We start from the raw sequence: 23,943 nt of genomic DNA, 5'->3' as shown, positions 1-23,943 counted from the left end.
GCACGGTATTACACCGGCAGATAGCTCCCGGACAGCCACTCGGACAGCAGCGCCACCCGGCCCGCGCGGGTGTCGAACCCGTGGATCACCGGCGCCTGGTTGTACGCCATCGTGTCCGACGTCCGGCGCAGCTTCACGTACTCGCCGCAGGCGTCGATCGCGTAGCGCTCCATGTCGTCCTGCAGCGCGCCGACGACCGTGATGCCGCTGTCGGCGCCGATCCGCTCGAACAGAGCCACGGCCTCGCGACGGTGCTGCTTGCCGAGGTTGCGGCCGAGCTCGTCGAGCACCAGCAGCAGCGGACGCCCGGTGCCCGAGGCCAGCGCGGCCGCGCAGACGAGCTTCACCGCCTTCTCGTCCATCTGGGCGGTGTTGCCGCGTCGGTCGTAAGCGACCAGCGCGTTGCCCTCGGCCCGGCGCCAGACCGGGGTGACCTCCCAGTTCCAGCGCTTGGTCGGGTCGGCGGGCGGCTCGGGCTCGGTGAAGCGCAGGCCGGCGCCGTAGCCGCCGTACGCGCGGTCGAGATCGTCGAACTTGGACCCGACCGCGTTCAGCCGGGCGGTGATCGCCCGGGCCAGCGACGCCCGCACGGCCGCCGCCGCCTTCGCCGCCTCCTCGTGGCCGATCGCGGCCGCGTCCCGGGCCCGGCGCTTCTCGACCCGCTCGTCGCTGAGGCGCGCGCGCTGGTGGGCGTCCTCGTGGGCGGTGAGGGTCAGGTGGTCGCGGACCGCGTCCAGGAGCGCCGGGAACGTCTGCTTCTGCTTGTCGGCCTGGCCGCGGCCGGGGGTCGCGCGCTCGTCGGCGAGGGCCTCGACCTGGGCCGGGACCGGGTCATCGGGCCGGAAGCAGAGCGCGAGCATCTCGGCCAGCACGGCCTCGGCGGCGCGCCACCAGTCGTCCTCGTCGAAGAGCTGCTCGTCGTCGGGGAGGTCGGCGAGGTGGTCGTGGGCCGCGTCGATCGTGTTTCCCCAGGCCCGGAGCAGCGTGTCGAGGTCGATGACGCGGCGGCGGGTGTCGAGGCGGTCGCGCTCGACGCGCAGCACCTCACGGGCGTCCTCGACCCGGCGGCGGTTGCCGTGCAGCGCGTCGGCCTGCTGCTGGCGGCCGGTCTCGGCCAGGCGGGCCAGGTCGTACTCGTGGCGGGCGGCCGACAGCCGCGGCGCGAGCGCGTCCTCGCGCTCGGCGACCTCGTCGAGCTCGCGGCGCGCGCTCTGGATCCGGTGACGCTTGGATTCCGCGGTCACCGCGGCCCGCGCCGCGGTGAGGCGGCGCTCGGCGATCGCGACGGCCCGGTCGGCGTCGGTGAGGCGGTCGGCGGCGACGTCGAGTGCGGTGGAGGCGGTGGTCAGGGCGGTTCGGGCGCGGTCGATCCGGGCCGCGCGCCCGGTGATCGGTGCGTCGAACCCGCCGATGACGGTGGCGCCCGCGACGGTGACGGCCGCGCCGTCGACGACGGCACCGGCGCGCAGCGCGCCGAGGAAGCCCGCGAGATCGAACGCGCCGGCCACGGCCGGCAACCCATCTGCGGCGCTCCCGGCCGCGCCCGCCGCCGCGACCAGCATCGACCCCGGTACGGCGGCCAGCTCCCCGGTTGCCCGGTCTACTTGCGACGCGTCGACGACGACCGCCTCGCGGAACGGCCAGAGCAGCGGTTCCCAGACCGGACGCTGTTCCTCGGTCAACGTCACCGCGTCCACCAGCGCGACCGCCGGAATCCCCGCCTCCCGCAACGCCGACAGCTGAGCCGTCGCGACGTCGTCGCCGGCCTCCGCCACCCGCACCGCCGCCGACGCCGACGCGACCGCCTGGGATGCGATCGCCCGCGCCCCGATCGCCGCCGTCCGGGCGTCCACCGCCACCTCGAGCTCGGAGGCGGCCACGTCCGCGGACCGCCCGTCGGCGTCGCGCGCCGTGGCGTCCAACTCGTCGGCTTCCCGGCCGAGCCGGTCCAACGACGCGGTCAGCCCCCGGCGACGGTCGCGCAGCTGCTGGTGATCACCGTCCAGCGACGCGAACGCGGCCTCGGCCCGGCGCAGCCGGTCGCGGAGCGCCACGTCGTCGCCGAGCACGTGCAGCTCGTCGGCGATCGACGCGAGCCGCTCCTGGTGGGCGGCGTCGTCGGCGGCGATCCGTCCGAGGTCGTCGTCGATCGCCTCGAGCTCGTCGGAGGCCCGGGCGACCAGCACCGCGGCCCGGGACCGCCACCGCCCGCGGGCGTCGGCCTCCCGGTCGCGGGCTTGCTCGCGCCGCTCGATGCCGGACTCGATCGCGGACGCCTGCTCCTCCCACTCGAGCAGCTTCCGCTCGGCGTCGGCCGCCTTCTCCAGCTCCGCGTGTTCGGTGTTCCGGTGCCGCTGCTCGTCCGCGATCTCGTGGTCGAGGCCGGTCAGCGCGGCCACGGCCGAGAAGATCCGGTCGGGCTTGAGCTCGTTCAGCGGTTGCGCGAGCAGGTTCGCCGTCGCCGACGGGCGCACCGACGTCGAGAGGAACGACACGCACCGGATGTGCTCGCCGAACAGGACCCGGGACAGATCCCGTGCGTTGTAGTCGCGCCGTCCGGCGCGGGGCGGCAGCGCCGCCCACAGTCCGTCGGCCTGACGTTCCCGTTCCGCTTCGGTGGACGCGGTGGGAACGTGCAGCCCTTCGGTCCAGCGGACGAGGAGGTGCGGCGTTTCCCGGTCGATGCGCAGCCAGACGGTGAGCGCGCTGTCCGCCGGGTGCTCCGCGTCGGCGTCGGCGAACACTCCGACGACGTAGCCGTGGTCGGCGCTGGCGTACTCGCGGTCCTGGGCCGCGATCTCGGCCGAGAACAGCAGGTCGGCGGACTCCCGGGCGCCCGACGCGAGGCGCCACTGCTCGTCGCCGTGCAGCAGGGTCAGCGCGGCGATGAACGACGACTTCCCGGCGCCGTTGGAGTCCTTCGGGCCCTGACCGGCGACCGTGATCAGGCAGCCGGGCACCAGCGGCACGGGGTGCGTCGAGAGCCGGGAGATCCCGATCAGCTGGATGCCGATCGCGACCCGGTCCCCCACGACGTCCAGATGATCGACCGGCCGCGTCACTGCTGTCCTCCCCGGGAATGCCGAATCGCCGCGGCCAGGGGTGAGCCCGGGCCGGCGGCCAGTACCAGTTCTTCTTGCAGCAGGCGCCGCGCCGCCGGGGTGAGCCGGTGGAACTGCGGGCCCGGGACGTAGGACGCGCCCTCGGACGAGGTCCGCGCGGCCCGGATCAGGTCGGCGCTGCGCAGCCGCTGGAGCGCGTCGTTGAGTTTGCCGCGGGCCAGCTGGGTGTGGCTGCGCAGCTCGGCGACGGTCGTCGGCACGGCCGAGGCCCAGCTGTCGTCGGTGAGGTGACCGTCGGAGCGGGGGATGGCCACCGAGTGCACGAGGATCGTCGTCAGCACGGCCCGGTCGTACTCGGGGAGCAGGCCCCAGCCGCGGGCGACGAGCTCGGCCCGGACGTCGTCGTCGTAGCCGCTGGTCCACCGGCGGCCGGCGATGCGGACGAGGTCGCGGCCGGTGCGCCGGAGCACGGCGCGGAGGGTCTCGCGCAGCGCGGGGTCGCGGAGTGCGGCGAAGCCCACCTCGTCGACCGGCTCGCGCCCGTACTCGACCGCGGCCCAGGCCGCGACGACCTCGTCCCGCTGCCGCTCGGACAACGCCCCGAGGAGATCCTCGGCCGGATGCGTCATGCCGCACCCCCGTCCGCGCCGAGTGCGGCCTCGGCCGGGGGCGCGGCCTCCGCCGGGGGCTCAGCCGGGCGCGCGGCCTCCGCCGGAGGCGCGGCCTCCGCCGGGGGCTCAGCCGGGCGCGCGGCCTCCGTCTGGGGCGCGGCCTCCGGCGGGGGCGCGGCCTCGACGTCGGCCGGGGCCGGGAGGGAGCGGCAGAGCTCTCGGACGATCTCGACCTCGGCCGACGGCCAGCTCGCCACCCGCGGACCGAGCCGGATCGTCCCACCCCGCTCCGACCAGCGGATCCAGCCGGCGTCCGACAGCTGCCGGAACGCCTCGGCCGCGAACCGGTGGTGCGTCTGGGCCGACCGCGTCGGCAGCAGGTCACCGAGAACGCTCAGCACCGCGGGCACCGACGTCTCCCGCCCCGGCCAAGGATCGGCCGCCAGCTCCACCCAGCAACAGCGCAGACACACGGCGAGGACGCGGGCGGCCTCGTTGCGGTGGTCCGGAGCCGGCAGGCTCAGCCGCAGATCACGCAGCGCGGCCGGCGTCACGCCGTCCGGCCCGACCGGCACCCACCAGGCGCTCGGCTCCTCCCCCGACGGCAGCCGGACGAACCCGTCCGGACCGGAGACCCCGACCGGCACCGACAGCGGCCCCTCGGCCCGGGCCCGCGCCGCCCACAGCGCGGCCTCGTCGAGCCCGCTCACGCCGGAACCGCAACCCGCACGAACCGGCCCTGCCCGCGCCACGACGGCACCCCGTCGGCGCCCACGACGAGCCCGTCACCCCAGGTCAGGTCGTACGGCAGCGACGGGTGCTGGGCCGCCGCGACGAGGTCGGAGAGCGTCCGGCGAGCGGTCGGCCAGTCACCCGACCGTCCGATCAGGTCGGCCATGTCGACAGCGTCCCGCCCGGCCAGCACGGCTTCGGCCCGGGCGGCCAGATCGTCGGCCTCCCGATCGTCGGCCGGGGCGACGTCGGCCGGAGTGGCGTCGGCCAGGTCGTCGGAATCGGCCCGGGGAGGCCGGAGCCGTTGCGGCGCAGGCCGCTCGGCCTGGGCGACCGCCTCGGTCAGGTCGCCGGCCGACAGCCAGGCCCGCGGCGCGTCGAAGATCAGCCCGGCGAGAGGTGCGGCCAGCGCGCCGACGGACGAGCGGCGGGTGAACGTGCGCCAGGCCTCGGCCGGCAGCAGGTCCAGCGCCCGGGTGGCCCCGACCGCCTGGGTGAGCCGACCGGCCGCGGCGGTCGAGACGTCGCGGTACGCGGCGATCGCGGCCCGGAGGTCGGTGCTCGGCCGGGTCAGCTCCGGCCAGCGCGACAGCATCCGGTCGTGGGCCGCGGCCGCCTCGCCGATCAGCGAGTCGGCGTTCCAGAGCAACGGCGCCTTCTCGCGCAGCGAGTCGATCGTGCCGCCGGACGTCAGCATGAACAGCTCGGTGACGATCAGCCGGAACGCGGTCGTCAGCCGGGACGCGCTCTCGCGGGCGTCGTCCTCGGTCGCGGCCGGGTCGTCGAGGTTCAGCCGTTCCAGCGACAGCATGCGGTGCAGTTCGAGCTGACCGCCGCGGGTCAGCATCCGGCGGACGAACAGCAGCGACACGTAGCTGGTGAACGACGCGCGGTACACGTCCTGGTTGGGCCGGTCGAAGGCCTTTTGTACGGCGCCGAGCTCGCGCAGGACGCGCACCCGCGAGGTGAAGACCGGCTCCGGGAAGCCGCGGCAGGCCGACCGCATCTGCTCCATCGTGAGGCCCTCGCTGCCCGCGGCGGAGAAGGCGGCGAACAGCGCGTCGGCCAGGTCGACCAGCATCGGGTCGCTGATCACCGACTGCGCCGAGCTGCCGAGGACCGCGAACATCTGCCGGTAGACGGCCACGATCGCGAGGTCTTGGGCGGCGCTCTCGAGCGTCAGGTCATCCGGGTCCACAGTTCGGTCACTGTAACCCGGGGGTCGGACGGTTCTGTTCTGGTGTTCCGCCGTCCGAACAGTGAAGGGCCCCGGTCGTATGACCGGGGCCCTCGGTGTCAGCCCTGGCGGGCCTTCAGGCGCGGGTTCTTCTTATTGAGGACGAAGATCTGTCCGTGACGACGGACGACGATCGATCCGTCCTTGGCCTTGAGGGCCCGGAGCGAGTTACGTACCTTCATGGCTACCTCCCAGTGTTGAGAACCATTTTCAGTACGCGGGCATTCCGAGGTGGGTGGGGCGGGCGTCGTTGCCGTTGCTGTGGCCGGGACCGGGCCGTGGCCGGGCCGTGGCCGGGCCGGGGCCGGGCCGTGGCCGGGACCGGGCCGTGGCCGGGACCGGGCCGTGGCCGTTGCCGCGGCCGTGGCCGGGGCGTGGCCGTTGCCGTGGCCGGGGCGTGGCCGTTGCCGGGCCGTGGCCGGCACCGGACCGTGGCCGGCACCGGACCGTGGCCGGCACCGGACCGTGGTCGTTGCCGCGGCCGTGGCCGGGGCGTGGCCGTTGCCGGGGCGTGGCCGTTGCCCTGGCCGGGCCCTGGCCGGGCCGGGCCGTGGCCGGCCGTGGCCGTTGCCGTGGCCGGGTGCCGCTCGGGGGCGCGGCCCGGGGCGCCGTTCGGCGGGGTCGCTCGGGCCGCGGTGAGGCGGCGTGGCTGTGGCCGCCGTGGCGGCGCGGCGCGGGCCGCCGTAGCGGCGCGGCGCGGGCCGCTGGGAGGCGGCTTGAGTCAGGCCGCGGCGGGGATCGTCGCGGCGGTCGGGCGCCGCCCGGGGAGCCGGTCGAGGGTCGGGGTCAGGCCGTAGTCCGCCTGGGCGCGCAGCGCCTCGTTCGTGTAGGCGTCGGCGAGCTGCCAGGCCAGGTCGTCGCGGTCCTCGGCGACCGCCTCGTTGATGCGCGACGCGTAGTCGTCGTGGAGCTCCTGCAGGTACTGCTCAATACTCGGTGCCGTAGGCACGGTGTCCATCCTTCATCGATGTTCTTCGTACTCTTCTACTGTATCGATACAGACGCCGAAGTGCCAACGGATATTCCCGACGAGTAACCGACTACGGTCGGTAGCCTTCGCCAGGCTGACCAGCGGTGACGAGTTGGCACAAATGACCACTGAGGACAGCGGGGTCTAGCCGTTCGTATGAGGCGCGATGACCCGCTCGGCCCTTACCGTCCGGCGCCATGACCCCGGGATCCTCCTCTCGCGCCGACGCTGCCGCCTCGTCCGATCCGGCCGCGACCGTGCCGCTGGGGGTAGTTGATCCGGTTTCCGGGGGTGCGCCGGTGGCGCACACCGCCGCGGTCGCGACCGCGCTGATTCGCGCCCGCCGAGCGCAGTCCGTCATACGGACGCCGTCCGGGGGGCCGTCCGCGGGCGGCCCGGGACGGGAGCTGACGCCGGGGCCTCTACCGAGTGTTGACGAGGGTGGATCCGCCGGACCGGGTGATGCGTCCGCGCAGCATCCGGAAGTCGCGCGCCCTCACGAGGCGCAACCGAACGAAGCCCCGCCCGAGGCGCCCCGGACCGCGCCGGCGCAGCCGGCCGCCCAGCTGACGGCGGCGCGGGCAGAGGCGGCCGAGCCCGCCGCGGCGAGGGCCGAACCAGCGCGAGCCCAGCGGACGCCGGCTGAGGCGGCGCCAGCTGAGACGGCACCGGCCGGGGCGACACGGACTGAGGGAGCGCGAGCGTCGGCCGCAAGGCCCGCCACAGCCCGGCCCGAAGCCGCGCGCACTGAGGCGGCACAAACCGAGACGGCACCGGCCGGGGCGACACGGACTGAGGGAGCGCGAGCGTCGGCCGCAAGGCCCGCCACAGCCCGGCCCGAAGCCGCGCGCACTGAGGCGGCCCGCACTGAGGCGGCCCGTACGGAGGCGGCCCGTACGGAGGCGGCCCGCGCTGAGAGGGCGCGAGCTGTGGCCGCAGGGCCCGCCGCAGCGCGGCCCGAAGCCGCGCGCGCCGAAGCCGCGCCGGCTGAGGCGGCGCGTGCGCTGGGAGCGCGTGCTGAGGAGGCGCGGGTTGCGAGGGCCGGGTCTGCCACGGCGGAGCCCGCTGGGGCGCGGGTCGTCGCGGCGCAGCGTGGCTTCTCGGGTTCGCTCTCGCCGGATCGCGAACGGTTCACGACCGCGGCTGCGTTCCAGGAGGCAGCCCGGATCCCGGCTCAGCGGGTGGAACCAGATCGGTCGGCCGCCGACGTGGCCGTGCAATCGTCCTCGGCCCTCGACTCGTCGGCCGAAGCCCCACCGACCGACGAGGACAGCACCCGCGCTGACGCCACGGCACGGGGCGCTGACCCGGCGAGCCCGCAGGCGCAGCCGGCCGAACCGATGACCGGTCCGGCGACGGACGACGCGACCGCTCCCCTCCGACCGGTGGCCCCGGAAGCAACCAAGAAGGCGACTCCCGCCGAGGCGCCGGAGAAATCGGGCGGGCCTAAGCAGCAGTCGGGACCGAAGCAGGCTGCCGAGATCTTCCAGGTCACGCCGGGCTCCGCCCTGGCCGCCCTGCTCGCGATGACCGAAACCGCCGCCGCCGCACAACCGACGCCCGAGCCGCCGGCCCAGCCCACCGACCGCGCCACCACCCGGCCTGACACGGCCGGCCCCATCGCAGCCCGGGCCACTGTCACACCACCGGTCAGCGCCCCACCCGCCACCGCCCGAGCCAAGGTCTCACCCCCGCCAGGCCCAGACACGCCGGCTCCCGCCGGCCCTTCCCGCCCGGCGCCCGGCGCAGACCCGTCGACCTCGGTCGCCCGCGCCGCAGTGACCGCACCCCGCGGCCCCGCCACCACACCCCGCGGACCCGCCACCGCGCGCGCCACGGTCACCCCCCAGACCAGCACACCCCCAGCCACCGCCCGCGCCACCGTCACGCCCCCGATCAGCGCACCCCCCGTCAGCGCACCCCCCGTCAGCGCACCCCAGATCAGCGCACCCCCCACGTCCGCCCGGGCCGCGATCGCCTACCCCGCCGAGACGTCGATGTCGGCCGCAGGTCCAGCCACCACCCCGACCCCGGTCATGCCCCCCGCCAACAAGGGCTGGTCGGCCACCGAACCGGTCAGCGCCCCGCCGAACGACACCACCGCCACACCACCGACCGCTCCGAACACCTCGGCCCCGAACTCCCGTCCGACCGCCATCCCGACCCCCGTCATGCCCCCCGCCGACAAGGGCTGGTCCGCCACCGAACCGGTCAGCTCCCCACCCAAGACGACCGCCCGCGCCACCTCCCCGATCAGCGCCCCGCCGGCCGCCACCCCCTCGATGCCACCCCCCGGCACCGGATGGACGCCGACCGCACCCGTCAGCTCGCCGCCCACCCATCCCGGTCCGGCCACGTCCACCCCGCCGAAGACCGGCTCCGCCGGCTGGACGCCCACCGGCAACCCCGCCCCCGGCTGGGGTCCCCCGGAGACGCCCGCCTCAGGCTGGACGACGCCCACCCCGACACCCGTCAGCGACCTCGACGCCCGGAACGCGGCCGATCCGACCGTCGCGCTCGGGGTCGTCGAGACTCCCCGGGAGCGCCCGGCCCGGCCGCCCGCGGTCGTGGCGGCGATGGTGCTCGTGAACCTCGTCGGCGTGGGCCTGTTCGCGCTCTCGCTGCTCTTCGCGACGCTCGGCCCGGCCGTGTTCTTCGTTCCGCTGGTCGGGGCGACGATCATGGGCTGGCTGGGGCGGGGTATCTGGCGCGGTAGCCGCCTGGCGTTCGGGATCACGTCCGGGCTCTCGGCGCTCGTCATCGTCTCCGGTGTCGCCTCGATCGGCGGCGGCTCGATCGGACTCACGCTCGGACAGCTCGTCGTTCCGGCCGTGCTCATCGGACTCCTCACGGCTCAGCCCGCCACCCGCACCTACTTCTGGCACCGCTGACCCACCCCCCTCAAACCTCCGCCGCCGCCTCCCGGCCCGAGCCCCGGCCCGGGACCGGGACCGAGCCCCGGTCAGCGTCCCCCGATCCCTCCGAACCGATCCCCAACCCCCGCAACCGCGTCCCCGCCACCACGGCCGCCCCCACCATCACCACGGCCGCCGCCACCCCGGCCGCGTGCAACCCGTCCGTGAACGAATCCCGAGCCACCCGCAGCACCGCGTCCCCCAGCTCCCCCGGCAACCCCGCCGCCACCGCCTGGGCCCCACCCAGCGTCTCCCGCACCGTGTCCAACGCCTCCGACGGCACCCCGTCCGGGGCCCCCGACGTCACCCCGTGCCGGTAGATCGCACTCCCGAGACTCCCCAGCAGCGCCATCCCGAGCGCCCCACCCAGCTCCGACCCCGACTCCAGCAGCGCCGACGCCGACCCGGCCCGCTCCGGCGGCGCGATCCCCAGCGCCACCTCGGTCACCAGCGACATGACGGTCACCAGCCCGACCGCGTACGTCGTCGCGGCCAGCAGGACGATCCAGAGCCCGCGATCCGGCGACACCTGGGTCGTCAGCGTGAACCCCACGGCCGCGATCAGGAAACCCCCCGCCATCAGGTAGGCCCGGTCGATCACCCGGGCCAGCGCGTTCGCCAGCGGAGCGGCTCCACCGACCAAAATCGACGGCGCGACGCTCCACAGTGCCGCCCGCAGCGGGCTCAACCCCAGCACCGACTGCAGATACTGCGTCGCGAACAGCGCGAACCCGACGACCCCGAACATGGCGACGACGTTCAGCGCCACCGCCCCGCCGAACGCCCGCCGTCGGAACAGCGCGACGTCGATCAGCGGGTCCGGACGCCGCACCTGCCGCCGCACGAGCACCACGCCGACCGCCAGCCCGAACAGAACCGCAGATACGGGCCACCCCACCGACCCCGACGCCCCACCCCCGATCTGCGCCAGCTCCTTCACGCCCCAGATCACCGGCAGCACGGTCGCCAGCGACAACACCCCCGACGCCCAGTCGAACCGCCCCACCCCGGGGTGCCGGAACTCGGGCACCAGCACCGGAGCCAGCACCAGCAGCATGACCATGAACGGCAAGTTGATCAGGAACACCGACCCCCACCAGAAGTGCTCGAGTAGCAGCCCGGACAGCACCGGCCCCAGCGCGATCCCCGCGCTGGTCGCCCCGGTCCAGATCCCGATCGCCGTCCCGCGCTGACGCTCGTCGGAGAACATGTTCCGGATCAGCGCCAGCGTCGACGGCATCAGCGTCGCCCCGGCCACGCCCAGCACCGCCCGCGCGGCGATCAGCAGCGAGGCGCTCGGCGCGTACGCGGCCAGCACGGAAGCGCCACTGAACGCGACCGCCCCGATCAGCAGTAACCGCCGCCGCCCGATCCGATCCCCGATCGCGCCCATCGGGATCAGCAGGCCGGCCAGCACGAACCCGTAGACGTCGAAGATCCAGAGCTGCTGCGTGCTGGTCGGTTCGAGCTCGACGCTCAGGAACGGCACCGCGAAGTACAGCACGGACACGTCCATCGAGACGAACAGCAGGGGCAGGAGCAGCACGGCGAGGCCGACCCACTCCTTCCGTCCCGCGCGGACGCTGTACTCATCAGACATGAGGAGCTCCCCGAAGTTGGAATCGTTGCCAGCACCAGCATTGAAGCGCATCAAATACTGCGTACGCAACCGCCAAAGTCGCAGCTCAGACCGCACCTAGTGCACTAGTTCACCCAATCGCGCAGCTCAGCTCCGTTGTCAACTCCCACGGGCCCGTGGTGCACTAGTACGGTGACCCCCTCCGCCCGCATCACCGAAGAACTCCGCCGACGGATCGAATCCGGCGAACTGGCCCCCGGCGACCGCCTCCCGTCCACCCGCCAGATCACCCGCGAGTGGGGCGTTGCCATGGCCACCGCCACCAAGGTCCTCACCGCGCTCCGCCAGGCCGGCCTGGCCGACGCCGTCCCCGGCGTCGGCACCGTCGTCCGCGCCAGAACCAACGAAGAACAAGAACTCCCGCCCCCAGGACGCCAGCTCCCTGACCCACCGCAAAAACGCCGCCGCCCCACCGACGCCCCCCTCACCCGCGACCGGATCGTCGCCGCGGCCATCGCCATCGCCGACGCCGACGGCATGGCCGAGCTCTCGATGCGCCGCGTCGCCGCCGACCTCGGCGTCGCCACGATGGCCCTCTACCGCTACGTCCCGAGCAAGGAGGACCTGGTCGTCCTCATGCTCGACGCGGTCTTCGGAGACGTCGACCTGATCCCCGACCCGGAGCCGACCGGCTGGCGGAGCCGCCTCGAAGAGGTGGCCCGCATCCAGTGGGACATCTACCGGAAGCACCGCTGGATGGCCGGAGTGCTGTCGTTCTCCCGGCCGCAACTGGTCCCGCGCGGGATGGTGCACACCGAGTACGCGATGGCGACGCTGAAGGACTCCGGCCTCGACCCGGGCCAGCTGCTGCACGCCGCGGTCTGCCTGTTCAACCACGTGCGCAGCGTGGCGCTCGTCTACGACGAGGAGCTGCGCAACCAGCAGGACACCGGCATGGACGCCGACGAGTGGATGAAGGGCCAGGATCCCTACTATCTCGAGGTCATGGCCACCGGCCGATTCCCGATGATGACCGCCCTGCAGGCCCTACCGGACGTCGACTTCTCCACCGAGTCGATGTTCGAATGGGGGTTGCAACGCTATCTCGACGGGCTCCAGGAACTCATCAAGAACTGAGCCACCCCGCCGGATCCTCCAGCACCCGATCCAGCACCGACCACGCCGCCCCCAACGCCGCCGCGTCCACCCCGAGCACCGACGCCCGCACCACCGGCCGGGACACCGCCGCCCCCACCAGCCGCCGTTCCAGCTGAGCCTCGATCGGACCCACCAGCCACGGCGCCAGCTCGGCGTGCGCCCCGCCCAGCACCACCGCGTCCAGGTCCAGCAGGTTCAACGCCCCGGCCAGCGCCAGCCCCAGCGCCTCCCCGGCGTCGGCCAGCGCGGCCAGCATCGACGCGTCCCCGGCCGCGGCCCGCCCGGCGATGTCCGCCGACCCCGCCGCAGCCCGCCCGGCAACGTCCGCCGACCCGGCCGCCCGGGCGATCGCCCGCAGCCCCGCGTACTGCTCCAGGCACCCGTCGCTGCCGCACGCGCACGGCCGCCCGCCCGGCCGCACGGTCACGTGCCCGAGCTCACCGCTCCACCCGTGCCGGCCGCGGTACACCTGCCCGTCGAGCACCAGCCCGGCCCCGATGCCGACCTCACCCGAGACCTGCAGGAACGACCGCGGCGCGGCGGCCCCGAGAGCCCGCTGCTCGGCCCGCGCGGCCAGCGTCGCCTCGTTCTCCACCGCCAGCGGGACGCTCTGCAGCGCGCCCAGCCGGGCCAGCACCTCGCCCGCCCCGCCGTCGAGGTTCGGCGTCACCAGCAGCTCCCCGGTCGCCGGGTCCACCAGCCCGGGCACGGCCAGCGCGACCCCGGACAGCGTCAGCCCGAGCTCCTGCGCCTCCGACACCGCCTCCTGAGCCAGCGTCACCACCGGGAACGACGACGACACGACCCGCCGCACCCGCACGGCTCCGCTCAGATCGACCACGCAGGCGGCAAGATGGTCGACGTTCAGCTCGATGCCCAGCCCGGCCGGGCCACCGTCGTCCAACACCAGACCGGTCGACGGACGACCGACGCCGGTCCGGGTCGGCGCACCGGTCTCACGCAGCAGGCGTCCGGCCACCAGGGCGTCGACCAGGCCAGACACCGAGGCCCGGGTCAGCCCGGTCGCGGCCGCCACCTCGGCCCGCGAGACCGGCGACGACGCCGAGGCCACCGCCCGCAACACGAGCGCCAGGTTGTGCGCCCGCACCGAACCGATACGTGCCGGTCCAGGAAGTTCCACCACCCGCACCTCTCCCCAATCCGGCCGCAGACAGATATGTTAACGGTCTGAACTAATCACCGGAACCGCACGGAGGTACGCATCATGGCAGCGCAGCCGACCCCCGCTGACCGCTTTACGTTCGGGCTCTGGACCATCGGCTGGGAGGCCCGCGACCCGTTCGGCGACGCGACCCGCGCCCCGATCGATCCGGTCGAGTCCGTGCACAAGCTGGCCGAGCTCGGCGCCTACGGCGTCACGTTCCACGACAACGACCTCATCCCGTTCGAGGCCGACGAGGACGCCCGCGCCAACCACATCGCGCGCTTCAAGAAGGCTCTCGAGGAGACCGGCCTGGTCGTCCCGATGGCCACCACGAACCTGTTCACCCACCCGGTGTTCAAGGACGGCGCGTTCACCAGCAACGACCGCAGCGTGCGCCGCTACGCGCTGCGCAAGACGATGCGCCAGGTCGACCTGGCCGCCGAGCTCGGCGCGAGCACGTTCGTCTGCTGGGGCGGCCGCGAGGGCTCGGAGACGAACGCGGCCAAGGACGTCCACGCCGCGCTCTCCCGCTACGCCGAGGCGATCGACACGCTCGTCCAGTACTCGCTCGACCAGGGCTACGACCTCAAGTTCGCGATCGAGCCCAAGCCCAACGAGCCCCGCGGCGACATCCTGCTCCCCACGGTCGGCCACGCGCTCGGCTTCATCTCGATGCTGCAGCACGCCGACCGCGTCGGCCTCAACCCCGAGGTCGGCCACGAGCAGATGTCGAACCTCAACTTCGTCGACGCGATCAGCCAGGCCCTCTGGCAGGGCAAGCTGTTCCACATCGACCTGAACGGCCAGCACGGCCCGAAGTTCGACCAGGACCTGGTGTTCGGTCACGGCGACCTGATCAACGCGTTCTTCCTGGTCGACCTGCTCGAGCACGGCCCGCTCGGCGGCGGCCCCACCTACGACGGTCCCCGCCACTTCGACTACAAGCCCTTCCGCAACGAGGACCTGACCGGCGTCTGGAACTCCGCCGCCGCCAACATGCGCACGTACCTGCTGCTCAAGGAGCGCGCGCAGGCCTTCCGCGCCGACCCCGAGGTGCAGGCCGCGCTCTCCGAGCACGGCGTCACCGGGCTCGCGCAGCCCACCCTCAACGAGGGTGAGTCGATCGCCGACCTGGCTGCCGACCGCTCCGCGTTCGAGGACTTCGACGTCGCCGCGGCCGCCGCCAAGGGCTCCGGCGCGGTCCGCCTCGACCAGCTCGCCATCGAGCACATCCTGAACGCCCGTTAGATCTACGCCTGCCCGGCGGGCGCCGGTCCCTTCCGGTTCCGACGCCCGCCGCCGTCCGCGGTTCTTCGGATTGCGGGCTAGTCAACGTCAAAGCACGCCGGATAGCGGGCTTTTGGCGGCAAAGGCCCGCTAGGGCGGTGCGCGGGCGGCGGATGAGCAGGTCCACGGGCGTGAGCGCTCTATCGGCGAGCCCGAGGAGCGGCGGCCGAACGGGGCGGGCAGACTGGGGCGGTGAGCGCTCAGCTGAACCCGGACCGGACCGAGTGGGACGTCATCGTCATCGGCGGCGGCCCTCCCGGCGAAATTGCCGCGCAGTACGCGACCCAGTTCTCCGGCCTCGAAGCCGTGATCGTCGAACAGGAACTCCTCGGCGGCGAGTGCTCATTCTGGGCCTGCATGCCGTCCAAGGGACTCCTCCGCCCGGTCGAACTCGTCTCGAACAGCCGCGACCTCCACGGTGTCACCGGCGCCCGGCTCGACGTCCAGGCCGTGCTCGACCGGCGCGACAAGATCGTCAACCACCACGACGACACTTCCCAGGTCGACTGGGCCACCGGCGCCGGCATCGACGTCGTCCGGGGCCGCGGCCGGCTGGCCGGCGAGAAGACGGTCACCGTCGACGGCCGGACCCTGACCGCGCGGCACGCGGTCGTCCTGGCCACCGGCACCCGCGCGAGCGTCCCGCCGATCGACGGGCTGCGCGAGGCCCGCCCGTGGACGTCCCGCGACGCCACGAACGTGCACGAGATCCCTCGCCGGATCGTGATCGTCGGCGGGGGCGTCGTCTCCTGCGAGGCCGCGACCTGGTTCCGCGGCCTGGGTGCCGAAGAGGTCACGATCGTCGAGGGCTCCGAGCGCCTGCTGTCGAAGAACGAGCCGTTCGCGGGCGAGATCGTCGCGGCCGCTTTCGCCGACTCCGGCGTCACCGTCCGCACGAAGACCCGCGTGACCGACGTCGCCCGGCCCGTCGTCAACGACAACGGCGAGGGGCTGATCCACGGCGGCGAGGTGACCGTGACCCTCTCCGACGGATCGACGGTGACGGCGGACGAGATCCTCGTCGCCGCCGGCCGGACGCCGAACAGCGACGACCTCGGGCTCGAGACCGTCGGCCTGGAGCCGAAGGGCTTCGTGGACGTGGACGAGCACCTGACCGTGCCGGGGATCGACTGGCTCTACGTGGTCGGCGACCTGAACGGCAAGGCGCTGCTCACCCACATGGGCAAGTACCAGGCCCGCATCGCCGGCGACGTGATCGCCGACCGGGCCGCCGGGAACGCCGCCCGGCAGCACGACCACGCGATCGTCCCCCAGGTCACGTTCACCGACCCGGAGGTGGGCTCGGCCGGCCTCACCGAGGCCCAGGCCCGCGACGCCGGGCTGGACGTGTCGGTCGCCGAGTACGACATGGCCGCGCTGGCCGGCACGTACCTGGTGCGCGACCACTACACCGGCCGGGCCAAGCTGGTGCTGGACGGAGACCGCCTGGTCGGGGCCACGTTCGTGGGCACCGGCATCGCCGAGCTCGTGCACTCGGCCACGGTCGCGATCCAGGCGAAGGTCCCGCTGGGCGAGCTCTGGCACGCGGTGCCGAGCTACCCGACGATCAGCGAAGTATGGCTGCGTCTGTTGGAGACGATTGATTCGCAGCGCCGGGGGAAATAAGGGCTACGATTCGGACATTCCGGTAACTCGTCTACAGGAGTACCCCATGCGGTTCCTCGGTCGGCTCAGCCAGCTGCCTCCGCGCCTGGCCACGGGCGCGTACATCCTGAACTCCGGCCTGTCCAAGCGGAACGCCGACGAAGAGGCGGCCGCCGGGATGCACGGGATGGCGGCGGGCACCTACCCGTTCCTCGCCGGGATCGAGCCGAAGCAGTTCGCGAAGTACCTCTCCACCGCGGAGATCGCGCTCGGCACCGCGCTGCTGGTGCCGATCGTCCCGGCCGCGGTCGCCGGGGCCGGGCTGGCCGCGTTCGCCGGTGGCCTGCTCGGGCTGTACCTGAAGACGCCCGGGCTGCGCGAGGAAGGCAGCATCCGGCCCACCCAGGCCGGGACGCCGATCGCCAAGGACGTGTGGATGTTCGGAATCGGCGCCGGCCTGGTGCTGGAGAGCCTGACCAGCCGGAAGAAGTAGAGCTCTACTCCTTCACGACGTCGGCGAAGCTGTCCGCTCCGACCTTGGCCAGGATCGCCTGGCGGGTCTGCGGGCAGCTCTTCGTCGTGAGCGTGTCCAGTTGCGTGGCGATCGCGTCGCGCAGGCCGGGGTTGCTGCTGGCGATCGTCGCGACCTGGATCGACACGATCGTCCGCGCGTCCGACGGGCTCGTCGCCGCGGCGACCTGCGGTTCGATCTGTTCGAGATGACCGCAGAGCTGGTCGCCCGACGCCGCCGCTGATTGCGACGGACTCCCGGCGGTCGGCGCCGGGTCCGCGGTGCCGCACGCGCTCACCAGCGCCAGTCCGACGAGAACGATCCACCGTCTGCTCATGTCCTGTCTCTCCCTGATCGACGGGTAGGAACGGCGCCGGACACACCTGGCTGACACACGGGCCGCCCGTGTCAACGGGTTCACGGGTCTCGGATTGTTCACAACTTGGCGACCAAACCCGCTAACCCAACCCCATTTATCGCGAAGACCACCCACTCACCCGCGCAGACTGTTAACAATGCAGCTAACAAAATCGCGCCGTTGACGGAGCTCGACCCCCGTCAATAAGTTCGACCCCTTCTCACCGCGCACGCTCACCCCCTTGGAGCCTCCATGCGCCGTGCACTGGCGAGCATCGCTGCCGCCACGCTGGCTCTCGCCCTGGCCGGATGCGGCGGATCGTCCGGCCCCGACGTCAAGACCCAGGGCGGCAACGCCCAGCTGACCGTCGGCACGATCCCGATCGTCGACGTCGCTCCGATCTACCTCGGGAAGCAGAAAGGCTTCTTCACGAAGCGGCACATCGACCTGACGCTGAAGACCGCGGCCGGTGGCGCCGCCATCGTGCCGAGCGTGATGTCGGGCGAGTACCAGGTCGGGTTCTCGAACTTCACGTCGTTGCTGCTGGCCCGCGACAAGGGCCTCCCGCTCACCGTCGTCGCGAACGGCGTCTCCAGCACCGGCGTCCAGGGGAAGGACTTCGGGGCGATCGTCGTCGGAAAGGGCAGCCCGGCCCAGACGGCGAAGGACCTGGCCGGCAAGCGGGTCGCGGTCAACACGCTGAAGAACATCGGCGACACCTCGGTCCGCGCCTCGGTGCGCAAGGCCGGCGGGAACCCGGGCTCGATCAAGTTCGTCGAGCTCCCGTTCCCCGACATGCCGGCCGCGCTGGCCGGCGGCCGGGTCGACGCCGAGTTCATCGTGGAGCCGCAGCTGTCCCAGGTGCTGGCGGCCGGCGCCCGGGTGCTGACCTCGACGTTCGTGGACGTCGCGCCGAACCTGTCGGTGGCCGGCTGGTTCGTGAACGAGAAGCTGCTGAAGTCCGACAAGGGCCTGGTCGCCCGCTTCGTCGAGGCGATCCGGGAGTCGAACGCCTACGCCGACGCCCACCCGGACGAGGTCCGGCAGATTCTGAGCCAGTACACGAAGATCAGCGCGGACCTCGCGCCGAAGCTGACGCTCCCGAAGTGGCCGGCCGAGATCAACCGGACGTCGGTGGCGACCGTGGCCCGGCTCGCGACCGACGACAAGGTGCTCTCCAAGACGCCCGACTTGACCGCGCTCTATGCGAGCTGACTGGCGTCCCGTGGCCGGTGCCCTGATCGCGCTGGCGGTGTGGGAGGCGGTGCCCCGGGCCGGCCTCGTGTCGTCGACCGATCTGCCGCCGGTGTCCTCGGTCTTCCGGGTCCTGGTCCGGGAGGCCGGGACGGGCGAGTACTGGTCGGCGATCGGCGACACGGTCTGGGCCTGGTTGCTGGGCCTGCTGATCGCGGCCGCGGCGGCGATCGGGCTCGGCTTCGCGCTCGCGCTGGTGCCCGCGGTCCGCGCGTTCACCACGTCCAGCGTGGAGTTCCTGCGGCCGATCCCGTCGGTCGCGCTGATCCCGCTCGCGGTCATCGTCTACGGCACGGGCCTGGGGTCGACGCTGCTGCTCGTCGTCTACGCGGCGTTCTGGCAGATCTACGTGCAGGTGCTGGCCGGGGTGGCCGACGTCGACCCGGTCGCGGACGAGACCGCCCGGTCGTTCCGGTTCGGCCGCTGGGGCCGGATCCGGCACGTGACCTGGCCGTCGGCCCTGCCGTACGTGCTCACCGGGGTCCGGCTCGGGGCGGCGGTCGCGCTGATCCTCGCGGTGACCGCCGAGCTGGTCATCGGCGCGCCCGGCCTCGGTCAGCAGATCGCGGTCGCCCGCTCGGGCACCGAACCGGCGCTGGTGTACGCGCTGGTGTTCACCACCGGCGTGCTCGGCGTCCTGGTCAACGTCGGCGTGCGGACCGGTGAGCGCCGGCTGCTGTGCTGGCACGCGTCCGTCCGCCGGGAGGTGCCGGTGTGAGGGTGGTCCGCTGGTTCCTGCTGCCGATCGTCCTGATCGGCGTGTGGTGGGCCGCCTCGGCCGGCGGCCGGAACTTCTTCCTGCCGACGCCTCCGGCGGTCGCGAAGGCCTTCGGTCCGACGTGGACCTGGCCGACGATCCGAGCCGACGTCGTCCCGAGCGTCGTGCGGCTGCTCGTCGGTTTCGCGATCGCCGGCGTCGCCGGGGTGCTTCTCGGGCTCGCGATCGGGTCGTCGGCCCGGCTGCGCGCCTACACCGAACCGGTGCTGGAGTTCCTGCGGGCGGTGCCGCCGCCGGTGCTCGTCCCGGTCGTGATGCTGTTCGCCGGTATCGACGACACGATGAAGATCACCGTGATCGGGTTCGGGTGCGTCTGGCCGGTGCTGCTCAACACGATCGAGGGCGTCCGGGCCGTCGACCCGGTGCTCGGCGAGGTCTGCCGGGCGTACCGGATCGGGCGGCTGACCCGGCTGCGCACGCTGGTGCTCCGCGGGGCCAGCCCGCAGATCATGACCGGCCTGCGTCAGGCGCTGGCGATCGCGATCATCCTCATGGTGATCAGCGAGATGTTCGCGGCCTCCAGCGGGCTCGGGTTCACGATCGTCCAGTTCCAGCGAAGCTACGCGATCCCCGAGATGTGGACCGGCATCATCCTGCTCGGCCTGCTCGGCGTGGTGCTCGCCGGGCTCTTCGGCCTGGCCGAACGAGTGGTCCTGCGGTGGTACTTCGGGCTCCGCCGATCCGGGAGAGGTGCGCAGTGACGCTGCTGGAGATCACCGGCCTGCGGAAGACCTACGGGGACGTCGAGGCGATCCGGGACGTGTCGGTCGCGCTCGAGGCCGGCGAGCTGGTCTGTCTGGTCGGGCCGTCCGGGTGCGGGAAGACCACGCTGCTCAAGTGCGCCGCCGGGCTGTTACGGCCGACCGGCGGCAGCGTGACGCTCTCCGGGACGCCGGTCACCGGCCCGCCGGCCGACCTGGCCGTCGTCTTCCAGGAGTACGGACGGAGCCTGTTCCCCTGGCTCACCGTGCGGCGCAACGTCGACCTGCCGCTGCGCGAGAAGAAGGTGAAGAAGGCGCGGCGGGCCGCCCTCGTCGAGGAGGCGCTCACCGCGGTCGGCCTGGCCGACCGCGGTGACGCCTACCCCTGGCAGCTCTCCGGCGGCATGCAGCAGCGGGTCGCGATCGCCCGGGCGGTCGCGTACCAGCCGTCGGTGCTGCTGATGGACGAGCCGTTCGCGGCGGTCGACGCGCAGACCCGGGCCGACCTGGAGGACCTGATCCGCTCGATCTGGCAGAAGTTCGGGGTGACGATCCTGTTCGTCACCCACGACATCGACGAGGCCGTCTACCTCGGCGAACGGGTCGTCGTGCTGTCGGCGTCGCCCACCGTGGTGCAGGAGACGCTGACCGTCGATCTGCCGCCGGAGCGGGACCAGCTCACGACCCGCCGGGACCCGCGCTTCACCGAGCTCCGCGCCCACGTCTACGCGGAGATCCAGGCGGCCAAGAAGCGAGGGCCGGCCGCGGTCACCGGCTGAACAGGTTGACGAGGTTGCCGTCGGGGTCGCGGACCAGCAGCGACCGGTTCCCCCACGGCATCGTCGTCGGCGGCAGCACGACCTCGGCGTCGATCTTTCCGGCGAGCGCGTCGACGTCGTCCACCAGAAACTCGACGATCACCGAGCGGTTCTCGCCCGGCCGCAGCGCGTCCGGCGGCAGCATCGCGACCGTGCGCGTGCTGCCGATCGCGAGCGTGGCCACGTCGGTGCTGAACTGGGCGAAGTCGGGCGTGGCCCAGGTCGCGGTCAGCCCGGTGACCTGCTCGTAGAAACCGACCAGCCGGGCGACGTCGGCGGTGATGACACGAATCGATACGAAGTTCATGCCGAGAAGGCTAGAAGTGATACCGGGCAGGATCCGCCCGGTATCGCCTGGCAGATCTCGCCGGATCCTGGGCCGCCGACGCGGCAGGGTCGGTCCGTGACAGGGTGCCGGTGCGTCGGCGACGCTCGGGGGATGGAGACCCGAGACGCCGACGAGCTGTGCGCGCTCGACGCGACCGACCTGGCCCGGCGGCTGCGCGCCCGCGAGATCTCGGCCCGGGACGTCGTCGACGCCCACCTCGACCGCATCGACCGCGTCAACCCGCAGGTGAACGCGATCATCACGCTCGACGCCGAGGGCGCCCGGGCGGCGGCGAAGGCCGCCGACGACGGGCCGGTGACCGGGCCGCTGCACGGGCTGCCGATCGCGTTCAAGGACACCCACGACACCGCGGGAATGCGCACGACGTACGGATCCCCGCTGCACGCCGACAACGTGCCGGCCGAGGACGAGCTCGTCGTCGCGCGCATCCGCGCGGCCGGGGCGATCCGGATCGGCAAGACCAACGTCCCCGAGTTCGCGGCCGGCTCGCACACGTTCAACACGCTGTTCGGCGCGACCCGCAACCCCTACGACCGGGGGCGCTCGGCCGGCGGCAGCAGCGGCGGGGCGGCCGCGTCGCTGGCCGCCCGGCTGCAGCCGATCGCCGACGGCAGCGACCTGGGCGGTTCGCTGCGCAACCCGGCCGCGTTCTGCAACGTCGTCGGGTTCCGTCCGACGCCGGGCCGGGTCCCGGCGCTGCCGAGCGACAACCTGTGGGACCCGCTCGGCACGTCCGGCCCGATGGGCCGCACGGTCGCCGACGTGGCCCTGCTGTTCTCGGCGATCGCCGGCCCCGATCCCCGCGCGCCGCTCTCGCTCGAGACGCCCGGCGACGCGTTCCGCACGGTTACCGAGATCGACCTGCGCGGCCTGCGGGTCGCCTGGAGCCCGACGCTCGGCGGCCTCCCGATCGACCCCGCGGTCTCCGCCGTCCTCGCCGCCGCGCCGACCGTGTTCACCGAGCTCGGCGCGCTCGTCGAGGAGGCGACCCCCGACCTCTCCGAGGCCGAGTTCGCGTTCCGCACCCTGCGCGCGAACGCGTTCGACGTCGGCTTCGGCGCCAGCTTCGACGAGCGTCCGGACGCGTTCAAGCCCGCGCTGGCCTGGAACATCGAGCAGGGCCGCGCGCTCACCCGCTCCGACGTCGGCCGGGCGGTGGCCGCGCACTCGCGCGTGTACCAGGCCGGGATCCGGTTCTTCGACGAGTACGACGTCCTGCTCGCGCCGGTCACCCAGGTCGTCCCGTTCGACGTGGACGACGAGTACCCGCGCGAGATCGCCGGCGAGGAGATGCACTCCTACCTGGACTGGATGCGGGCCGCCTACCACGTCACGACGCTGGGCGCCCCGGCGATCTCGGTGCCGGCCGGCTTCACGCCCGAGGGCCTCCCGGTCGGCCTCCAGATCGTGACGAAGCCCCGCTCGGACCTGTTCACGCTCCAGGTCGCGTCCGCCTTCGAGGCCGCCACGCACCACGGACGCCGAACCCCGACGTTCTAGGCATGTCACATCCGGCCACCGCCGGTCCTCCTAGCCGGTATGAACGCTCTCGCGCACGTCGTCACACTGGTGGCCGTGGCCGCCTACGCGCTGTCCGGGGCCGGGGCGCTGGCCCGGCTACCGGTGATCCGCACCGGCATGGCCGCGGTCGGCGTCCCCGAGCGCTGGCTGATCTTCCCGATCGGGACGCTGAAACTGGCCGGCGCGGCCGGTCTGCTGATCGGCCTGCTGGGGGTGCCCTCGGTCGGCGCCGCGGCCGCGGTCGGGCTGGTGCTCTACTTCACCTGCGCGGTCGCGTTCCATCTCCGCGCCGGTGACTACTCGCCCCAGTTCGTGCTGGCCAACCTGCTGCTCGCGCTGGCCGTCGTCGAAGTCGTCGTGTTCCGGTGAACCCCACCGACGTCTACCTCGACCACCGCGAGCTGCTGTTCGCGATCGTCTACGGCCTGCTCGGCAGCGTCGCCGACACCGAGGACGTCCTTCAGGAGACCTGGCTGGCCTGGTCGGCCCGGTCGGCCCGGGCACAGAGCGGGACCCCGATCACCCACCCCAAGGCCTACCTGGTCCGGGTCGCGGTGAACCAGGCGCTGGCCCGGCAGGACGCGATCCGGCGGCGCCGGGAGACCTACGTCGGGCCGTGGTTGCCGGAGCCGCTGGTCACCGAGGCCGGCGCGGACGCCGGGCTGCTGCACGCCGAGTCGCTCTCGCTCGCGCTGCTCGTCGTCCTGGAGACGCTGACGCCGCTGGAGCGCGCGGTGTTCGTGCTCCACGAGGTGTTCGGCTACCCGCAGGCCGAGATCGCCACGATGCTCGACCGGTCCCCGGCCGCGGTGCGCCAGCTCGCGCACCGGGCCCGCGAGCACGTCCGCGCCCGCCGTCCCCGCCGGCCCGCGGACGCGCGCCTGCGGCACGCGCTCACCGAGCGCTTCGTCGCCGCCCTCCGGGACGGCGACGTCACCGCGTTCCTGGAACTGCTCGCTCCGGACGTGACGCTGTGGACGGACGGCGGCGGGAAGGCCCGGGCCGTGCCCCGCCCGGTGAGTGGCCGGGACCGCGTCGCCCGGGTGCTCGCGGGCATCGCCACGCGCTATCCGGGCCGGTTCACGGTCCGCTACCGGCCGGTGAACGGTGAACTCTCGCTGCTCCTGGAGGCCGACGACACCCCGTTCGGCGTCATGGTGCTCGACCTCGACGCCGGCGCGCCCGCGCCGATTCGCGAGGTGTACACGATCACCAACCCCGACAAGATGCGCCTGCCGTCGGGTTAGGACTCGGGAACTACCCCGCTACGCTGCGCGTTTGTCGGATCACAAGGATTCCGGATCGACAGAGAATGCCATCCGAGGAGAAGTC

Annotated in this window: 23 protein-coding genes; 12 read left to right on the top strand and 11 right to left on the bottom strand. The window is 73.2% G+C overall.

The window, feature by feature from the left end; translation table 11 throughout:
* Positions 1-8 precede the first annotated feature (8 nt).
* From FL583_RS32325 to FL583_RS32295, 7 genes are all read right to left on the bottom strand, one after another.
* On the bottom strand, positions 9-3,062 hold the full coding sequence (locus tag FL583_RS32325) for a coiled-coil domain-containing protein (protein WP_142708678.1): 3,054 nt from the start codon (positions 3,060-3,062) through the stop codon (positions 9-11).
* Positions 3,059-3,691, bottom strand: a complete 633-nt coding sequence (locus FL583_RS32320) for a hypothetical protein (RefSeq protein ID WP_142708677.1) — start codon at positions 3,689-3,691, stop codon at positions 3,059-3,061. Before FL583_RS32320 ends, FL583_RS32325 begins: the two co-directional genes overlap by 4 nt.
* Positions 3,688-4,383, bottom strand: a complete 696-nt coding sequence (locus FL583_RS41220) for a hypothetical protein (RefSeq protein ID WP_205752667.1) — start codon at positions 4,381-4,383, stop codon at positions 3,688-3,690. The genes FL583_RS32320 and FL583_RS41220 overlap by 4 nt, the downstream gene beginning before the upstream one ends.
* A complete protein-coding gene (locus FL583_RS32310) occupies positions 4,380-5,603 on the bottom strand; it encodes a hypothetical protein (RefSeq protein ID WP_142708676.1) in 1,224 nt (407 codons plus the stop codon). The genes FL583_RS41220 and FL583_RS32310 overlap by 4 nt, the downstream gene beginning before the upstream one ends.
* Positions 5,604-5,701: 98 nt before the next feature.
* Complete coding sequence (gene ykgO / locus FL583_RS32305) at positions 5,702-5,824, bottom strand: type B 50S ribosomal protein L36 (RefSeq protein ID WP_142708675.1); 123 nt, start codon at positions 5,822-5,824, stop codon at positions 5,702-5,704.
* Positions 5,825-6,363: 539 nt separating this feature from the next.
* Complete coding sequence (locus tag FL583_RS32300; protein WP_142708674.1) at positions 6,364-6,591, bottom strand: hypothetical protein; 228 nt, start codon at positions 6,589-6,591, stop codon at positions 6,364-6,366.
* A 1,999-nt stretch (positions 6,592-8,590) separates the two neighbouring features.
* The gene (locus tag FL583_RS32295) at positions 8,591-8,770 is read right to left on the bottom strand and encodes a hypothetical protein (RefSeq protein ID WP_142708673.1); all 180 of its coding nucleotides are present in this window, start codon (positions 8,768-8,770) and stop codon (positions 8,591-8,593) included.
* A gap of 13 nt (positions 8,771-8,783) precedes the next feature.
* On the opposite strand from FL583_RS32295, the gene FL583_RS32290 reads away from it, so the two are divergent.
* Positions 8,784-9,503, top strand: coding sequence for a hypothetical protein (locus FL583_RS32290; protein ID WP_142708672.1), 720 nt, complete (start codon positions 8,784-8,786; stop codon positions 9,501-9,503).
* Positions 9,504-9,513: 10 nt separating this feature from the next.
* Here FL583_RS32290 and FL583_RS32285 read toward each other — a convergent pair whose 3' ends face one another.
* Positions 9,514-11,127 carry an MFS transporter gene (locus FL583_RS32285; RefSeq protein WP_142708671.1) on the bottom strand — a complete coding sequence of 538 codons (1,614 nt, stop codon included), beginning with the start codon at positions 11,125-11,127 and terminating at the stop codon, positions 9,514-9,516.
* Positions 11,128-11,298: 171 nt separating this feature from the next.
* Here FL583_RS32285 and FL583_RS32280 point away from each other — a divergent pair, with 171 nt between their 5' ends.
* A complete protein-coding gene (locus FL583_RS32280) occupies positions 11,299-12,243 on the top strand; it encodes a TetR/AcrR family transcriptional regulator C-terminal domain-containing protein (protein WP_142708670.1) in 945 nt (314 codons plus the stop codon).
* Here the strand turns inward: FL583_RS32280 and FL583_RS32275 are convergent.
* Positions 12,233-13,405 (bottom strand): ROK family protein, encoded by a 1,173-nt coding sequence (locus tag FL583_RS32275; protein ID WP_205752665.1) that lies wholly within the window; start codon positions 13,403-13,405, stop codon positions 12,233-12,235. The two genes, FL583_RS32280 and FL583_RS32275, sit on opposite strands and share 11 nt — an antisense overlap.
* An 84-nt stretch (positions 13,406-13,489) precedes the next feature.
* On the opposite strand from FL583_RS32275, the gene xylA reads away from it, so the two are divergent.
* From xylA to FL583_RS32260, 3 genes are all read left to right on the top strand, one after another.
* The gene (gene xylA, locus FL583_RS32270) at positions 13,490-14,677 is read left to right on the top strand and encodes a xylose isomerase (protein WP_142708669.1); all 1,188 of its coding nucleotides are present in this window, start codon (positions 13,490-13,492) and stop codon (positions 14,675-14,677) included.
* A gap of 231 nt (positions 14,678-14,908) precedes the next feature.
* On the top strand, positions 14,909-16,342 hold the full coding sequence (locus tag FL583_RS32265; RefSeq protein ID WP_205752664.1) for a dihydrolipoyl dehydrogenase family protein: 1,434 nt from the start codon (positions 14,909-14,911) through the stop codon (positions 16,340-16,342).
* A 46-nt stretch (positions 16,343-16,388) separates the two neighbouring features.
* The gene (locus FL583_RS32260; RefSeq protein WP_142708668.1) at positions 16,389-16,814 is read left to right on the top strand and encodes a hypothetical protein; all 426 of its coding nucleotides are present in this window, start codon (positions 16,389-16,391) and stop codon (positions 16,812-16,814) included.
* Between the two features lie 4 nt (positions 16,815-16,818).
* Here the strand turns inward: FL583_RS32260 and FL583_RS32255 are convergent, their stop codons facing one another.
* Entirely contained in the window at positions 16,819-17,169 is a 351-nt protein-coding gene (locus FL583_RS32255; RefSeq protein WP_142708667.1) for a hypothetical protein, read from the bottom strand.
* 273 nt (positions 17,170-17,442) lie between these two features.
* On the opposite strand from FL583_RS32255, the gene FL583_RS32250 reads away from it, so the two are divergent.
* From FL583_RS32250 to FL583_RS32235, 4 genes are read left to right on the top strand one after another with little or no spacing between them, the layout of a single operon-like run.
* On the top strand, positions 17,443-18,405 hold the full coding sequence (locus FL583_RS32250; RefSeq protein WP_142708666.1) for an ABC transporter substrate-binding protein: 963 nt from the start codon (positions 17,443-17,445) through the stop codon (positions 18,403-18,405).
* The gene (locus tag FL583_RS32245; protein WP_142708665.1) at positions 18,395-19,162 is read left to right on the top strand and encodes an ABC transporter permease; all 768 of its coding nucleotides are present in this window, start codon (positions 18,395-18,397) and stop codon (positions 19,160-19,162) included. The genes FL583_RS32250 and FL583_RS32245 overlap by 11 nt, the downstream gene beginning before the upstream one ends.
* Positions 19,159-19,923: an ABC transporter permease gene (locus FL583_RS32240; RefSeq protein ID WP_142708664.1), complete on the top strand. Its 765-nt coding sequence runs from the start codon at positions 19,159-19,161 to the stop codon at positions 19,921-19,923. The genes FL583_RS32245 and FL583_RS32240 overlap by 4 nt, the downstream gene beginning before the upstream one ends.
* A 2-nt stretch (positions 19,924-19,925) precedes the next feature.
* Positions 19,926-20,702: an ABC transporter ATP-binding protein gene (locus FL583_RS32235; protein ID WP_142708711.1), complete on the top strand. Its 777-nt coding sequence runs from the start codon at positions 19,926-19,928 to the stop codon at positions 20,700-20,702.
* Here FL583_RS32235 and FL583_RS32230 read toward each other — a convergent pair.
* Positions 20,692-21,048 (bottom strand): VOC family protein, encoded by a 357-nt coding sequence (locus FL583_RS32230; protein ID WP_142708663.1) that lies wholly within the window; start codon positions 21,046-21,048, stop codon positions 20,692-20,694. The two genes, FL583_RS32235 and FL583_RS32230, sit on opposite strands and share 11 nt — an antisense overlap.
* Positions 21,049-21,180: 132 nt before the next feature.
* Here FL583_RS32230 and FL583_RS32225 point away from each other — a divergent pair, with 132 nt between their 5' ends.
* From FL583_RS32225 to sigJ, 3 genes are read left to right on the top strand one after another with little or no spacing between them, the layout of a single operon-like run.
* Positions 21,181-22,590, top strand: coding sequence for an amidase (locus tag FL583_RS32225; protein WP_142708662.1), 1,410 nt, complete (start codon positions 21,181-21,183; stop codon positions 22,588-22,590).
* Between the two features lie 39 nt (positions 22,591-22,629).
* Complete coding sequence (locus FL583_RS32220) at positions 22,630-22,980, top strand: DoxX family protein (RefSeq protein WP_142708661.1); 351 nt, start codon at positions 22,630-22,632, stop codon at positions 22,978-22,980.
* Positions 22,977-23,858, top strand: a complete 882-nt coding sequence (gene sigJ / locus FL583_RS32215; protein ID WP_142708660.1) for an RNA polymerase sigma factor SigJ — start codon at positions 22,977-22,979, stop codon at positions 23,856-23,858. The genes FL583_RS32220 and sigJ overlap by 4 nt, the downstream gene beginning before the upstream one ends.
* Positions 23,859-23,943: the final 85 nt, after the last annotated feature.

Origin of the sequence: Cryptosporangium phraense, from assembly GCF_006912135.1 — a bacterium.
In the GTDB taxonomy this organism is placed as follows: Bacteria; Actinomycetota; Actinomycetes; order Mycobacteriales; family Cryptosporangiaceae; genus Cryptosporangium; species Cryptosporangium phraense.
The sequence above is the reverse complement of the archived record's forward strand: the minus strand, read 5'-3'. Positions and strand labels throughout refer to the sequence as shown.

Excerpts from the sequence above, each read along its gene's own strand:
- FL583_RS32320 (WP_142708677.1), bottom strand. The coding sequence starts at position 3,691 with ATGACGCATCCGGCCGAGGATCTCCTCGGGGCGTTGTCCGAGCGGCAG.
- ykgO (WP_142708675.1), bottom strand. The coding sequence starts at position 5,824 with ATGAAGGTACGTAACTCGCTCCGGGCCCTCAAGGCCAAGGACGGATCG.
- FL583_RS32295 (WP_142708673.1), bottom strand. The coding sequence starts at position 8,770 with ATGGCGGTCGGACGGGAGTTCGGGGCCGAGGTGTTCGGAGCGGTCGGT.
- FL583_RS32290 (WP_142708672.1), top strand. The coding sequence starts at position 8,784 with ATGCCCCCCGCCGACAAGGGCTGGTCCGCCACCGAACCGGTCAGCTCC.
- FL583_RS32285 (WP_142708671.1), bottom strand. The coding sequence starts at position 11,127 with ATGTCTGATGAGTACAGCGTCCGCGCGGGACGGAAGGAGTGGGTCGGC.
- xylA (WP_142708669.1), top strand. The coding sequence starts at position 13,490 with ATGGCAGCGCAGCCGACCCCCGCTGACCGCTTTACGTTCGGGCTCTGG.
- FL583_RS32260 (WP_142708668.1), top strand. The coding sequence starts at position 16,389 with ATGCGGTTCCTCGGTCGGCTCAGCCAGCTGCCTCCGCGCCTGGCCACG.
- FL583_RS32255 (WP_142708667.1), bottom strand. The coding sequence starts at position 17,169 with ATGAGCAGACGGTGGATCGTTCTCGTCGGACTGGCGCTGGTGAGCGCG.
- FL583_RS32250 (WP_142708666.1), top strand. The coding sequence starts at position 17,443 with ATGCGCCGTGCACTGGCGAGCATCGCTGCCGCCACGCTGGCTCTCGCC.
- FL583_RS32245 (WP_142708665.1), top strand. The coding sequence starts at position 18,395 with ATGCGAGCTGACTGGCGTCCCGTGGCCGGTGCCCTGATCGCGCTGGCG.
- FL583_RS32230 (WP_142708663.1), bottom strand. The coding sequence starts at position 21,048 with ATGAACTTCGTATCGATTCGTGTCATCACCGCCGACGTCGCCCGGCTG.
- FL583_RS32225 (WP_142708662.1), top strand. The coding sequence starts at position 21,181 with ATGGAGACCCGAGACGCCGACGAGCTGTGCGCGCTCGACGCGACCGAC.
- FL583_RS32220 (WP_142708661.1), top strand. The coding sequence starts at position 22,630 with ATGAACGCTCTCGCGCACGTCGTCACACTGGTGGCCGTGGCCGCCTAC.